Annotated in this window: 11 protein-coding genes; 7 read left to right on the top strand and 4 right to left on the bottom strand. The window is 44.4% G+C overall.

Annotated features, from left to right (window positions below; all coding sequences use genetic code 11):
* Positions 1-25 precede the first annotated feature (25 nt).
* Genes ytxJ through QMA13_RS19420 form a run of 3 tightly spaced genes read left to right on the top strand, consistent with a single transcriptional unit; the run spans position 26 to position 1,183 of the window.
* The gene (gene ytxJ / locus QMA13_RS19430; RefSeq protein WP_282935410.1) at positions 26-367 is read left to right on the top strand and encodes a bacillithiol system redox-active protein YtxJ; all 342 of its coding nucleotides are present in this window, start codon (positions 26-28) and stop codon (positions 365-367) included.
* An 11-nt stretch (positions 368-378) separates the two neighbouring features.
* On the top strand, positions 379-549 hold the full coding sequence (locus QMA13_RS19425; protein WP_282935409.1) for an alpha/beta hydrolase-fold protein: 171 nt from the start codon (positions 379-381) through the stop codon (positions 547-549).
* Positions 550-568: 19 nt separating this feature from the next.
* On the top strand, positions 569-1,183 hold the full coding sequence (locus QMA13_RS19420; RefSeq protein WP_282935408.1) for an alpha/beta hydrolase: 615 nt from the start codon (positions 569-571) through the stop codon (positions 1,181-1,183).
* Between the two features lie 38 nt (positions 1,184-1,221).
* On the opposite strand, the gene QMA13_RS19415 is transcribed toward QMA13_RS19420, so the two are convergent.
* Both QMA13_RS19415 and QMA13_RS19410 read right to left on the bottom strand, forming a co-directional pair.
* Positions 1,222-6,357: an AAA family ATPase gene (locus QMA13_RS19415; protein WP_282935407.1), complete on the bottom strand. Its 5,136-nt coding sequence runs from the start codon at positions 6,355-6,357 to the stop codon at positions 1,222-1,224.
* A 181-nt stretch (positions 6,358-6,538) separates the two neighbouring features.
* Positions 6,539-6,979 carry a MarR family winged helix-turn-helix transcriptional regulator gene (locus QMA13_RS19410; protein ID WP_282935406.1) on the bottom strand — a complete coding sequence of 147 codons (441 nt, stop codon included), beginning with the start codon at positions 6,977-6,979 and terminating at the stop codon, positions 6,539-6,541.
* Between the two features lie 380 nt (positions 6,980-7,359).
* Here QMA13_RS19410 and QMA13_RS19405 point away from each other — a divergent pair, with 380 nt between their 5' ends.
* From QMA13_RS19405 to QMA13_RS19395, 3 genes are all read left to right on the top strand, one after another.
* Complete coding sequence (locus QMA13_RS19405) at positions 7,360-9,498, top strand: S-layer homology domain-containing protein (protein ID WP_282935405.1); 2,139 nt, start codon at positions 7,360-7,362, stop codon at positions 9,496-9,498.
* A 97-nt stretch (positions 9,499-9,595) separates the two neighbouring features.
* Positions 9,596-10,540, top strand: coding sequence for a TIGR01777 family oxidoreductase (locus tag QMA13_RS19400; protein WP_349254232.1), 945 nt, complete (start codon positions 9,596-9,598; stop codon positions 10,538-10,540).
* Positions 10,541-10,574: 34 nt separating this feature from the next.
* Positions 10,575-10,889 carry a hypothetical protein gene (locus tag QMA13_RS19395; protein WP_282935404.1) on the top strand — a complete coding sequence of 105 codons (315 nt, stop codon included), beginning with the start codon at positions 10,575-10,577 and terminating at the stop codon, positions 10,887-10,889.
* Between the two features lie 33 nt (positions 10,890-10,922).
* Here the strand turns inward: QMA13_RS19395 and QMA13_RS19390 are convergent, their stop codons facing one another.
* Both QMA13_RS19390 and QMA13_RS19385 read right to left on the bottom strand, forming a co-directional pair.
* Positions 10,923-13,079 (bottom strand): DNA topoisomerase III, encoded by a 2,157-nt coding sequence (locus QMA13_RS19390; protein WP_282935403.1) that lies wholly within the window; start codon positions 13,077-13,079, stop codon positions 10,923-10,925.
* A gap of 129 nt (positions 13,080-13,208) precedes the next feature.
* Entirely contained in the window at positions 13,209-14,048 is an 840-nt protein-coding gene (locus QMA13_RS19385) for an AraC family transcriptional regulator (RefSeq protein ID WP_282935402.1), read from the bottom strand.
* Positions 14,049-14,183: 135 nt separating this feature from the next.
* On the opposite strand from QMA13_RS19385, the gene QMA13_RS19380 reads away from it, so the two are divergent.
* Entirely contained in the window at positions 14,184-15,185 is a 1,002-nt protein-coding gene (locus tag QMA13_RS19380) for a Gfo/Idh/MocA family protein (RefSeq protein ID WP_282935401.1), read from the top strand.
* Positions 15,186-15,201: the final 16 nt, after the last annotated feature.

Raw genomic sequence — 15,201 nt, 5'->3', positions numbered from 1 at the left:
TATTATATATTTGGAGGGAACCCACATGACACAATGGAAAGAGATTACAACAGAAGAACAATGGAATGAGCAGTTTGAATCCACATCAAATAAGCCAATCGTAGTATTAAAGCACAGCACGGCTTGTCCTGTAAGCTTCAATGCTTTGAAGGAATATGAGGCTTACCTTCAAAATAAGCCGAGCACGGCAGTAGACTACGTATTGGTTAAAGTTATTGAGTCCCGTCCCGTGTCTAATCAGATTGCCGAAGATACAGGAGTTAAACATGCTTCTCCGCAAATCCTGTATATCAAAAATAAAGAAACCATATGGAATACGTCTCACTGGGCTATTACAGAAGAGCACATTACCGCTGTGCTTGATTAGGACTAACGAGTATGAGCATTAGACCCCATCCGTTTTTCTCTGGCGCGCTGTTTGCACGTAAATCGTGTTTTGTTTATTTACCGGAAGGCTATGAGACAAGCGAGCAGCATTACCCTGTGATTTATTTGCTTCACGGCATGCATGGAAGCGAATCCCACTGGATCCTCAAGGGGGGGGGCTGAATCTACACTGGACCGTCTAATGATGGAAGGTTCTCTGCGGAAAAGCATCGTTGTTTTCCCGAATGATGGTGGATATGGGCTCGGTACTTTTTATATGAATTGGTATGATGGTACAGGGAATTTTGAGGATTATTTTATGTATGACCTGCTGCCTGAAATCGATAAGCATTATAGGACTATTCCTGATAGGGCCCATCGTGTCATTAGCGGTTTGTCCATGGGAGGCTTTGGCGCCTTTGTACTGTCATTACGTCACCCAGAGCTATTCGGCGCTGCTGCAAGCTTGTCGGGTGCAATGACTTCTAGTGAATTCATCGCAGCTCAATTTACACGCTCGGATGTCGCTCGAATGATTGGACCACTACACGGCCCCTATGCGCAACAATATGATCTTCAAAAACTTGCTGATATTCAATTGACTAATGATCAACGTCCTGCGTTATACTTCAATTGTGGGACTGAAGATTATTTATATTCCATGAATGCAGCTTATCACGAGCATTTGGAACAGATTGGATACCAGCATGAGTATCAAGAATTTCCTGGAGAACACACATGGGATTATTGGACGAAGCATCTCCCCGAAGCTCTCGGTTTCCTGGAAGCTTCTTTTAAACAATTGATAGGCGATTGATGTCGGCTAAAACAAGAAACCCCTTAGGACCCAAAGTCTTAAGGGGTTTTTGCTGCCACCATTGCGACAGGACTCTTTTTCTTCATGTATACAGTAAAGGTTGTTCCAACGCCTTCTTCTGATGAACATTCAATGGAGCCCTCGTGATGATGTAAATAGTTCTGGACAATATGCAGGCCCAATCCAGAGTTAGTCGATTCGGACTTTGTTGAGAAACCTTTTTCGAATATTTTCGTACGGTTTGATTCTGACACAAAGGATCCGCTGTTGAAAATCATCAGCTTATAGCGATCTTCCTGTTCCTCGATATTCAGACGAAGCGTCCGAAGGGGGTCCTCCTCAGGGATAGCCTCAATAGCATTCTTCAGCAGATTATGCACAATACTGGAGAAATAGCTGATGGGTAGGGTGATTCCATCGAAGGTACAGTCCAGCTGCCCGCTGACCTGAAGATCAATTTTGTTAGAAATACAAGGAAGACTGATGTTGTTCAACACAACACCCAGTACAGGGAATTTTACCGAATTGACAACGGATTGCTGGACGATTTCTTTACACCATACAGAAATATAATCCTTTGCCATATCGTACTTGTTCATCATTAGAAGCGCATGAACGGTCTGTACGTTGTTGATTAACTCATGCTGCGCTTTGCGAATATTTAACATGGTTGCCTCAGAGGATTGGACCCATCGTTCTTTCTCATCTAATTGTAGCCGGACATTCTTCTCCTGCTCCTCCAAAAGCTGGAGTTTGTAATCCTTATGCTCTAGATTGGTATACAGCTTGGCATTTTCGATAGTTACGGCAATTTCTGAAGTTAAAAGCTTTAATGTATCCAAACGCTGCTCCTGAAAAACGTGGCTTGCCAGGTTGTTCTCCAGGTACAGTACACCGATCATTTTACCAAGTTTTATTATCGGCATAATGAGTATCGACTTGGGTAAATGCGTTTGGATGTACGCATCCTTAGGGAACATGTCGGAGCTCGCTGCATCATGTAGAAGTAGAGGTTCCTCTTTACGCGCTGCAAACTGGATGGCGGATATCGCTGCAAATTCATACTCTTCAATAGGTACGGAATGTAACGCCATGAACGGTTTGTTTGGCATTTTTTCTACTTCAATATAAAGCTGGTGATCACGTTCAAGAATGAGCAGTCCTTTTTCCGCACCTGCATTTTCTATCACGATATGCATGAAGCTTTCTAAGAGCTTGTGGAACACAGCCTCGTTGGACAGCACATGAGATGCTTTTGCCATGGTAGACACATCGATAACGGATTGGGAGGGAGAACTACGGCTAACCAAATAAGGATGCTGGTCCTCCAACTGAGCCACTTTACGAACAGCTCCCCATTTGCTGTATAAAGATTTCGCTTCTGTCCAATAAGCGCGGGCTATTTTGAGCTTGCCCGATTCGGTGTAGAACTTAGCTGCGCATTCGTTAGCCATAGCCTCTAACTGAATAAACTTCTGCTTACTAGCGTGAAAAATCGCTTGCTCATACAATTCTGCTGCCAAGACCGTGTTGCCCGTAATACGGTTCATTTCCGCTTCAATAAGCAGCTTTTGATGCACGAAATTATCTGGCGAGTGGACACTCCACTTTTTTATAACCGATAAGTTCTTCCTAAGCTTGCGCAAGTAACGCTTCTGTTCTTTTAATGATGCCTCCGGATAGAGCGCACAAAGAACGAGCGAGCTCATAAAATAGTACATTTGAACATGAATTAATCCAAAGACGGATTGGATGCTTTCCTCCATTAACTTCATCGTTTGCTTGGCTTCTGCAAACCGGTCCAGCATATAGTAGGTTTGCAGCTGAAGCGCATAGAACGTGTGCACGGTTGCTTTGTTGGTGAAGCTTTGAAGCTGCCGGCACTCCTCCAAACTCATAAATGGCTCCATCATCTCGATAGCATGCGGATTGGCTTGAGGCATTGGCTCCTCAATCATAAACATCATGAAGCGCTGAAGTACCATGAAGATATGAATGGTATCTTGGTCCTGCGCTCTGTGAATGAACGGATGATAAAGCTCGGTTTCATTAAAGACATCGGTCAGCTGATCTCCTTTAAATAAGCGTAGGAAGAAGCTGAAGGCGATGGAATATCCCCCATAGACGAGATCGCCAGACTCAACGCCGAACTGGTATGCCTTTTTTAAATAGTAAATATTCGTTTCGATATGCTGCGTCATATTGTTTGTGAATGCACCGTACCCGAAATACACTTTACATTTAATTGGCAAATGATCAAATGCATCGCACAGCATGAGTCCCGCCTTTCCAAACTTGGCGCCATTTTTCAAATCTCCGAAGATGGAGCTGATGATAACGCCGTAAGTGGAATAGGCTAGAGCAGAGCCTTCCGAATTGCCGTTGCGCAGCGAGTAGTTAAACATTTTGAGCATCAGATATATATATAATTCCGAATTTAAATAATACGTAGGGGCGATCAGATTTACCATCAAATTCATGACAGCTTTATGATCCCGGTCCACCATTTGGGGAAGATCGAATAAATCGCCAGGATGTTTGGCCATCATATTCCATTTGGTTTTCGCTAATTCCAGCAGAATCGATGCTCGCTTCACAGTTGGCTGCAAAGGAATGTTGAACAATCGCAGTCCCTCAAGCCCCATAGCCATTGCTTCTTCATGCAGCCCTAGGTTGGTATATAGCACCATCATCAGGTTGTACGCATCGGCTTTTTCGGATTTCGTTCGAGCGTGGCTCAGAATGAGCTGGAAGGAGCGCTTCGCCTCCTCAAAGTGTCCACATAAATACTCAAGCTCCGCAAGCTCAATATGAATCATAAAAGATAATTCATATTGACTGTCCCAAGGATTGGACTCCAGAAGCTGAACGCCATGCGTTACATATTTCAGAGCGGTCTCATAAGCCGTGTTGGATTTGGCCTTACGGCTTGCCGTTATATTGAGATGCGCGACTTTCTCTTTGTCTTGAATTGAAGGTAAGGACTGCTTACCAAGATTTAACTGGTTGGTGACCTCGAATACTTGCTCATCCAGCTCTTCTGATGTCAACGCTTGCAGCATCATTTGACCTATATGATAATGCAGCTCTTTCTTTTGCTCCTTAGGGACTAGCGAATAGACAGCTTGATGGACACGGTCATGCAAAAATGAATACTTGGTTGAGCTCTGCGAATAAGTATCGCGTTTTAAAGCAACGATTAATCCTTCATCAATCGCGCAGTGAAGCTCCTGATTAATTACAGATATATCTTGTGAAGAAGATAGTGCCAGCAATTCCGGGCGGAAGACATGACCGATACAAGCCGCTTGCATTAATAACTGTTGGACATTGTCAGGAAGTCTGCGAATTTTACCGATCATAAAATCGACGACGTTGTCCGTAATGTGCAGCTCATTGATTTGCTCAAGATCCCACTGCCAGAGACTCAAATCATAATCGAAATGCAGCAGCTGAAGATCGTAAAGCGATCTTAAAAATTGCTTGGTGAAGAAAGGATTTCCCTTTGTTTTGTTAACCACCATACGGGCTAAGCCGTCCAGTGCTTCATCAGAAATGACCTGCAGCGTATCTTTAATCAGGCTTCGCACTGCTTGATGAGGTAGTGCCTCCAGCTCAATATTAGAGATGCGGATATGCTGCATTCGTTCCAATTTATCCAGCATGTATTGAAGGGGATTATTATCTGAAATTTCGTTGTTTCTATAAGTCCCTATAAGCAGCCAATAATTAAAAGAAGGCTGAGCGGCCAACTCCTGGATTAACTGCAAGGAAGCGGGATCTGCCCACTGCATATCATCGATGAATATAACTAACGGATGCTCTTTGGTTGCAAACACAGATAGAAACTGATGTACCGTCAGTAATAAGCGGTTATGTGTTTCAGCAGGAGGCAGCTTGGAAAGCGACGGTTGACTGCCCAGTACTTTTTCCATTTCCGGGATCATATCAATCAACACTTGTCCGTTAGGGCCTACAGCTTCAACAATTTTGGATTTCCATATTTGAAACGTAGAATCACTTAGAGTCAGTAGAAATTGAATAATTTGAAGACCTGCTTGAATGATGGCTTGAAATGGCATGTCTCTTTTAAATTGCTCGAATTTACCAAAGACGAAGAGACCGTTTTCCTTCTGTATCGATTTTTGAAATTCTTGAATCAAGAATGATTTGCCCACTCCGGATAGTCCGGAAACGAAGATCGTTTCTTTGCTTCCAAGCATCACTCTATGATAGGCATTGCGGATATCCTGAAACTCCTGGTCCCTACCGTAAAGGGAATCAGGAATCTTGAAAATATCGGAGGCCAGTCGATGCTCTATCTTCATATTATCGATAGCGCCATCTTGGAGGAGGAGTGCTAAACATGCCTCCAGATCCTGTTTTAAAGCAAAGGCGCTCTGATAACGCTGCTCTGGGTGTTTGGCCAAGCATTTCATTATAATGTCTGAAACAGGCTTCGGAATGCTCGGCATCACCTCGACTGGTGTGAGAGGCTGCAAAGCCATATGCTTATGAATCAGCTCGCTCGTATCATTTCCCTTGAAGGGGAGTTCACCAGTCAGCAGCTCGTAGAAAACGACACCTAATGCATAGATATCGCTCCGATATTCTGCACTGCGTTCCATGCGGCCGAACTGTTCAGGTGCCATATAGGGGAGTCGTATGCTTAAAAAACCGTCTTCCGGTTCAACCGTATTCATCACGGAAGAAAATGAAGCGGCTGAATGCAGGTTCGTCAATCGAATCGCCTGGGCATCAGGTTCCACAATAAATGCGTGAGTCGAAATATTTAAATGGGCATACTTCGTTTGGTGCAATTTGCGTACCGTTTCGGTCATTTCCGCAGATAAATGCAAAAAGAGCTTCAATTCCATAGGACCCGAAGCTGCATGTTGGAAAAGCGGACGACCATCCGAATGCTCCATTAATAGGATGGTTGTATTGTTAAAGGATTCCAAACGGATCGGCTTAATAAGCTCACCCAGAGGGATTTTTTTTCCGTTTTCATATTCATTTGTTAGCCACTGGATCTCCTGCTTGGTCGGATATTCCGACTGGAGCGTTTTCATCCAATATTTTTCCTGAGTGGAAGGATTGAAGCCGCGGTATAAGGTGAACGGCTCGTGATCGTACCATTTTTCCATTTGTAGATCGTTTATGGTCAATGACAAGCGAGTAACCTCCGATTACTTCCAATTAATTTTATTTTACTTTTTCCCCCAGTAGGAAGCAACAGGAAAATGCCAAAAAAGACAATAAGATTCAAAAAACGACTCATTTCGCAAGGGGAATAGCGAGCATAGAAAAAGGGCTCGCTGTTCCCGGCCGTGAATCCAAGACGCCTTGCTCTGCTTAGTTTCGCATATTTTTATTCAGCTGCTCGGTAAGTCGCTCCATATAGCTGATCAATTCCGTTTGCTCTTGCTTGGTAAACTGGTCGAAGGAATCATGGAGTGCTTCCAACCATAGAGCTTCGGTACGTTTAATCAAGTCCTTGCCTTCCTCGGTTAGAGACACATTTTTTACCCGGGCATCGGGTTGGCTGCTCTCACGGTAGACGAGTCTTGATTTTTCAAGACGATCAATCATTTGAGACATCGTGCTGGGGCGGACATCCAGATGGATCGCCAGCTGCCCGATTGTGCGTGTACCATTGCGATTTAAATGTCGAAGTAAAAGCCATTGAACGCGTGTCAAGGAATCCGGCTGTTGATCGAAAACCTTGGAGCGTAGATGGCGATTGATAGTTTGCATATGAGTAATAAATTGCTCGAGCGCTTCATTGTTTTTCATAGAATAGCCTCCATTTAGTAATATTATATAGTGTTACTAAATATGCTGACAACAGCAAAAAGAGGCAACTCTAGATTGCCTCCCGAGGTTTGGCGTTTATTGATCTTTTTTTGCAGGTGTAAGCTGTTCCCTGGACATGAAAGGAATGTTGCTGCCATCAAGATTGGCCAATGCTTGAACTGGTCCAAAGTGATGAAATTATAATTCTTGCTGATCAAATATTTGTAAATCGACACTTTTTTGAGCGGATTCGCGACACTTTCTCTATGAAAATGTTAACTTTACCACATATCGATGGAAAGAGATTGTAGACTACGAAAATCTTGTAATATAATGTCGATGCGCAATGAAATACATATTTTGTCAAGGGATGGGTGAACATGCAGTTGAAAAGAATGTTGGCTTCCGCACTTATTTGCTGTCTTACTGTAGGTTCCGGTTTGGCAGCAGCAGGCGCAGAAGGGACAGGGAAATCGTTTGCTGATATTTCGGGCCACTGGTCCAAGGCAGAGATCGAGTACTTGTCTGGAAAAGGAATCATCGACGGTGTGGAGAAGGACGGGAAGCTCTGGATATTACCAGATAAAACAATTACCCGAGCCGAGTACGTCAAAATTTTGGTCGGCGCTTTGAACAAGAACAACGCTGATACAGCAGCAGCTTCCTTCCGTGATGTAAGTCCTAGTCATTGGGCATACAAGTATGTCGAAGCGGCTAAAAAAGAAGGACTTGTGGATGGATACGAGGATGGCGCATTTAAACCTGATGCCGAGATAACCCGTGCTGAGCTGGCAACCTTGTTAGTCCGGGCTTACAAGTTGAAGGAGAAAACGGATCATCAAGTCGAGTTCGAAGATGTAGCAGCAAGCAATTGGGCATTCAGCGCGATTAAAACGGCAGCATCGAATCAATTGTTTGAAGGTACAATGGAGAACGGCAAGACATGGTTTAAGCCAGCCGCGGCAGCAACTCGTGCAGAGTCCATGACTGTAATCGCGAGATATATGAAGCAGTTGGAAGCTTCTACATCCAATCCGAATGGAACGGACGAGAAGAAAGACCCTTCTACGCCGACCGAGACAACAACGCCAGGTTCAACAGGCGCTTCGGGCTCCAGTTCTAGCGGAAGAGGATCAAGTTCGAATAGCGGAGGGGTTAACATCGCTCTAAGCGGATCGGATTTGATTGCTTCGGTTGGAAAAGGGAACCCCATTTCCGGTACGGATGGTCAAGGCAATTCGGTTGAGCTGACGGGGTTAAATATCACCGGGTTTAGAGGAGATGCTAGCAGTATTAATGTGGAAGCTCTGGCACAGGGCAAAGTATTTAAAACACCTAATACGGTAGTACCGGGTATTGTAGGGCCTGTCATTGAATTTAATACAAATGGTATTCCGTTCAACAACGCTACATTAACTTTTAATGTGAATTCCACCGGGAACATTCAAAATTTGGTCGCTGCCTATTTCAATGAAACGACCAACAAATTTGAGTTTCTAAATACAAGCACTCCTGGTGACGGAACACTCAGCTTTGCTACGAATCATAACAGTAAATATGTGCTGATTGATAAGCTGGCGTGGGAGCAAGCATGGAAGAACAACTTGTCCGTAACATCAGAGGTGTACAAGCCTTATGTAGATTATGCATTCATCATTGATAGTTCAGGCAGCATGAGCTGGAATGATCCTAGCGATCTCCGTAAAAAAGCAGTGACAGATCTTGTGTACAAGCTGAACTATAACCCTAATTCATCTATGGTTACAGAAACGGTAACGGTTCTAGGCAATGTATATACGAATTCGGTACATTCTGAGTCCGATCGTGCCGCTATTATCGACTTCGATAGCTGGGCGCAGCTGTATTCTACATTTTCCGCTGATGGGGCAACGGTTGCCAGTGCGGTATATCATATCGATAGCTCCGGTGGTACGAACATCTTTGCCGGTCTAAAATTAGCTTACGAGCAATTTGATAAGAATGGGGACCCTAATCATCGTTTTGTTGCCGTTCTTTTGACAGATGGTCAAGATCAAGATCCGAATGGCATTAAAGATTGGAACATGATTCAAACCGCTTATGGTAAGGGTGTTATGTTGGTTACAATGGGATTAAGTAAAGAAGTTGACAGGCTCTATTTAGAAAAGATGGCGCTTCTTGGAGGCGGACAATACTTCCAGGTGCTCACATCCGATGAACTTGAAGCTTCATTCAAAACAGTAGTTGAAACAACTCGTCACAACGAATTCATTGATGCGGATCAGGATGGGTTAGACGATTATTATGAAGTAACCGGTATGCTGTTGGAAAATGGTATGTTGGTGAAAACAAGCATCGATCCTGTGTCCGGTAAAGATACAGACGGTGACGGTTTTACGGACGGCGAAGAAATGGGGCAGCCTGAAGATGTAGTTATTACAGCTGATATGGTACCTGCTGGAAGTGACTTGGTTGGTAAAACGGTAAAAATGTTTAAAAACTTTAAAAGCTCTCCTACAGATCCTAACGATAAGCCATAAGAATACCGGATCATATTATTGATAAAATGAAAGGCACAAACCTAACTTTTACGGTTTGTGCTTTTTATTTATTAGAATTTATGTTATATAATGTTTTATAAATTATTTATTTATTGAAAGTGAGAAGTCATTCAATGAAAATAGCCATTGCAGGTGGTTCAGGCTTTGTAGGTCGACATTTGACAGAGTATTTCCTCAAAAAAAATATTCGATTATCCTGATCTCGCGGACACGTCAAACTCCTAAGCATGCGTTAATAAGGAACGCTACCTGGGAGGAATTGAGTAAAGATGTCAAGCTGTTGGAGGGTGTCGATGCGATCGTTAACTTGGCTGGGGAGTCCATTAATCAACGTTGGACAAGTGCAGCCAAAGAACGTATATTGCAATCGCGTCTGGATACCGTGAATCAGATTGCGAGCATTGTTTCTCGATTGGATACCAAGCCGGCCGTTGTGGTAAACGCTTCAGGCATTTCGATATATGGAACCTCGGAGACAGAATCATTCGTTGAACACAGCGAACCCAACGTGAAGGACTTCCTGTCGGGAGTGGTTGAGCAATGGGAGCAAGCTATGGACCAAATTCAGGATACTCGTCTTGTTAAGCTGCGCCTCGGTATCGTACTTGGGACTGATGGAGGGGCTTTTCCGAAAATGATGCTTCCTTATAAGTATGGAATCGGAGGAAGAATCGGGAGCGGCAAGCAAGTCCTGTCGTGGATTCACGTTGAAGATTTGTGCCGATTAATTGATTTTTGTATTGAAAACGAAGACATTATCGAGCAGGTGAATGCTACGGCACCACAGCCAGCTACTAATGATGAGTTTGGCCGTACATTGGCGAAGGTTATGAGGACTTCACACCGCATACCTGTACCGGCTTTTATCATGAAGTTAATGTTCGGTGAATTGTCGACATTGCTGTTGGAGGGCCAGAGAGTATTTCCTTATCTAGCCATCGAATACGAATTTGATTTTAAATACCCGACATTGACTATGGCGTTGCAAGATTTGGTTGGAGCTAAGGATCAGTTGAAATAATGTTATTAGGATTGTAATTGAAAGAGGTTAGCGCATGATACAATATGGATCTGTAGAAGTAAAAGATTTGAAATTTATTCATATGAAGTCTACGATCGAATTGCGGGATGAGCAGTGGATTGACATTGAGGTACGTTTCGGATTGGGGGAAGGCAGCGAGCTGCCTAATGATATTACTGACTTAAGTGCTCTATTAATATGCTCTTATTCAGGCGGGATCGCGCAGATTGTTCCACAAGACGAGGGACGCGATTGCGAATATCAATTTACCGAATCGGAGAAAGAACAACTTCGAACCTATTATGAGAATGAAGTTAAACCGAAGCTTCTGAGTAAGGTAGGTTTATAAAAAAGATAAAAAAAGAAGATTGGGCTTGAGGCCTCAATCTTCTTTTTGTTTTTGCAGCGCAGCCTTTAATGCGTCTCCTAGACTTGCTCCAAGATTGGTGTTATCGCTGTATTGATTAATCAGTTTAGTCGTATTGCGTTTGGCAGCTTTACCCGACATTCGATTATCGTCATTTAGCATTTCAATTACATTGCAGTGACGGCACTGGGCATACTTGCCTGCTTTACCTGTATGAATTTCCATTTTTTTATGGCATTGCGGACAACGTTTATTCGAAAGCATGGGCTCTGAAGCTCGTTTGTATCCACATTCACGGTCGATGCAAACGAGCATTTTTCCGCGTTTACCCTTAATTTCCTGCAGTGAGTTGCCGCAGTCTGGGCACTTGGAGCTTGTAAGATTATGAGGTTTATACTCGGTGGTACTATTTTTGACTTCACGGACCATCGATACAGTCTGCTCACGGATGCCTTGAAGAAAAGCTTTCATATTTCCTTTTCCTTTAGCAATCTGCTCAAGCTCTTGCTCCCAACGAGCCGTTAGTTCAGGTGAACGAAGCGCCGGTGCAACAATCTCGATTAATTGTGCTCCTTTGCCGGTAGGTTGTAGGGTGTTCATTTTACGTTCAATTGTATCCGTTGAGATCAACTTCTCGATAATATCCGCACGAGTTGCCGGTGTTCCAAGATTATGCTTTTCCATAATCGATAGAAGGGAGGCTTCCGTGTAGCGAGCAGGCGGTTTGGTGGAGTGCTTCTCCAGGCTGCAGCGAGCTTCCTTTAGCACATCTCCTATTTGAAGCAAAGGCAGCGTTTGCTGCTGAGCGCCATGATCTTCATCCTCGTTATCATCCGCAGCACCTGATGGAGCTGACCCTCCGTCTTGTCCGTATACGGCTTTCCAGCCGGCATCTTTAGTGACTCTGCCCTTTGCATGGAAGCTCTCCCCAGCAAGCTCTACAGTTACAACGGTTTCATCATAACGGTATACAGGATAAAACAAAGCTATAAAACGACGGACAATCAAATCGTACAGCCTGCGCTCATCGGCCAATAGCGTATGCAGAAGCGGCGCTTGCTCTGTAGGAATGATCGCATGGTGATCTGACACTTTACTATCGTCAACAATCCGTTTGGTAATGGGAAGCGGCTTGCGAAGCAGCGGCTTTACAAGCGGTGCGTAAGGCTGGACACTTAAGCTCTCCAGACGGCTCGGCAAGGTTGAAACCATGTCTGACGTCAAATGACGCGAGTCTGTTCTAGGATAGGTTACAAGCTTATGCTGCTCGTACAGCTTTTGCAGTACATTTGAGGTTTGTTTTGCCGAAAATCCGTATTTTCGGTTCGCATCCCTTTGAAGCTCGGTCAAATCATAAGCAAGCGGCTGAGGCTCGTTCTTTTCAACAACCTTCAATTGTGCTACTTTGGCTTTGCCTCCTTGCAAGCGGCTTAACAGGGCATCCGCTGCCGCTTTATCGAACTGACGGCCGTCCGGCTGAGCTTTGCTGCGCCATATGGCATGAAAGCCGCCAAACTGGGCTTTGACCATCCAGTAATCTTTGGATTGAAAGCTCCGTATTTCACGCTCTCTATCCATCATCATGGAAAGGGTAGGCGTCTGTACGCGGCCAGCAGCTAACTGAGCATTAAACTTGCAAGTAAGTGCACGGGTAACGTTAAGTCCGATTAGCCAGTCTGCTTCAGCTCGGCATACCGCCGATTGGAAAAGCGGATCATAATCGCGACCGGGTCTAAGCTTGGCGAATCCATCCTTGATGGCTTTATCGGTTTGGGAGGAAATCCATAGGCGTTGAAAAGGTTTACGCCAGCGGATCAATTCCATAATCCAACGGGCAACGAGTTCACCTTCTCGTCCGGCATCTGTCGCTATGATAAGCTGCTCCAAATCACCGCGCTGAGCTAATTGAGAGATGGCACGAAACTGTGGTGTCGTCTCTTTGATAAGCTTTAGCTTCATCTTTTCGGGAAGCAGTGGTAAATCTTCGAGATTCCAAGCTTTATATTTGGTGTCATAATCCTCTGGCTCAGCTAAGGTGACCAAATGACCTAGTGCCCAAGTAACGACGTGCTTGGGGCCTTCCATATAATGCTTGTGCTTTGTATTGCAACCGAGTACGCGGGCAATTTCTTTGGCTACACTCGGTTTTTCGGCTAGAACTAATGATTTCATAATTTCTCCTTATGCAGTATGCAAAATGTTCAAATTAATTGGAATGTTTTAAGCATCATGATCGATCTTATAATCTACATTACTGTAAAAAAGGATGGATGTCCATTTACGGCTAGGGAAGAAGAGGCGCTATTTGTTCCAATAGAGCTCTCGATATTCCATGGGGGTCATGCCTTCCTGTTCAAGAAACTTTTTGTTGAAATAGCTGGTGCTCGGATACCCTGCATCCAGAGCAATTTGTCTGACGGTCAGATCGCTCTTCTCCAGCAGCCACTGTTTGCTCATTTGAAGACGGCTTAACGTGATAAACGTCATTGGCGTCATTTGGGTTACCTTCTTAAACAGCTTACAAAAATAGTAGGTACTAACACCGGCTTTATTTGCCCAATAATCGAGCTCGAACGGTTTACAGGCTTCTTGTTGAAGAAGCGGCAGAAGCTGGACAATACGATCGGTCGTTTCCGCATTTTTATTAGTGCTTAAGGGTACAGCCTGATTTACAAATTCAGCTATGACGGCATAAGTTAAAGTGGACAGCTTGGTAAGCTGGAGAAATGTGTTTTCCTCTGCTTCAACCAGTAAGTCGTGAAGAGCCTGCTCCAGTGGCCTGGTCTGCCGAATAGACCATAAATGCGAACGGTGGAGACCTCTCTCTAATAAGTAATCTTTTACTTTGGAACCGTAAAAATGAACCCATCTTACATCCCACGGGTCATCGCTGCTGGAGTAGTAGCGCTGCTGCTGAAGCGGGAAATACAGAAAGGAATCGCCGGCTTGCAGTGTGTGCAGCTCATGGTCGGCGTAGACGTAGCCTTTGCCGCTAATAACCAAATGAATACTGAAATTGTTTAAAGCACCTTCCTGACGGTCAACCGTATGCTCTGAATCATTCTGATACCATCCGACCGACTCAGGTAAACAAAAATAAGCATTCTCTGTTAAAGTAGGAAGAGAGCGCTGACGCCTCATAAATACATCCCCCATGAAGACAATATTGTTGTATCAAAGTGCAATAAGTTGTCATTTTCATTTTAAATATTGTTAATTATAATAGCAATATAGTATTACATTATTCTTTATTTATGAAAAGGAGCTGGAGTAGCAATGAGTCAAAGTAAGCTTCGCTGGGGAGTTCTGGGCTGTGCCGGAATTGCCAAGCGTGCAGTAATACCGGGCATTCAGCAATCACAGACAGGGGTTGTTGCTGCCATTGCCAGCCGTGGAGAAGACAAAGCTAAAGAAACGGCTGCCCAATTGAATATTCCGACCTATTATGGAAGCTATGAGGCGCTGTTAGCGGATGATCAAATTGATGCCGTTTACATACCGCTTCCTAACCATCTACATAAAGAATGGACCATTCGCGCTGCAGAAGCAGGAAAGCATGTGTTGTGCGAGAAACCGTTTGCTTTGAACGCTGAGGAAGCAGAGGAAATGAAAGCTGCTTGCGCCAAAGCAGGAGTCAAGCTTGCCGAGGCATTCATGTATCGTCATCATCCCCGCTATGCGATGATCAAGGACATTATGCAGTCGGGTGAAATTGGTACGATCCGCGGTATCCGAGGTGCTTTTACATTTAATAATGCCAAGGATGCAAACAATGTCCGCTATAAACAATTCATGGGCGGAGGTTCATTATACGATGTAGGCGTGTATCCTATCAGCGCTGCGCGCTTTTTGTTGGAGCAAGAGCCGCAAGCTGCGACCGTTCACGCGTTCTTCTCTCCAGAGCATGACCATGTTGATATGATGGCATCGGGTTTGCTTGAATTTGCCGACGGCGTTGCATTAACATTCGACTGCGGCATGTGGGCGGCTGGACGCAATGTGTTGGAGGTTCTCGGAACGGAAGGACGTATTGAGGTCCCTAGTGCCTATGTCGTCCGTCAAAATGAGGATGATCATTTCTTTGTCACTGTTAAAGGAGAACGCAGAGAGGTCACCGTTCCTTATGTGAATCAATACGCGCTTCAAGCTGATGATATGGGACGTAGCGTTCTCGAAGGAAAACAACAGCGCTTTGAGCCTTCTGATGCCGTACTTAATATGCGCGTAATCGATGCTTGTATGAAATCTGCACAAGAACGCATTCGCGTTGTCTTGTAGAATAAGGAGCTGAATT

This window comes from Paenibacillus sp. RC67, assembly GCF_030020805.1.
GTDB lineage: Bacteria > Bacillota > Bacilli > Paenibacillales > NBRC-103111 > Paenibacillus_S.
The sequence above is the reverse complement of the archived record's forward strand: the minus strand, read 5'-3'. Positions and strand labels throughout refer to the sequence as shown.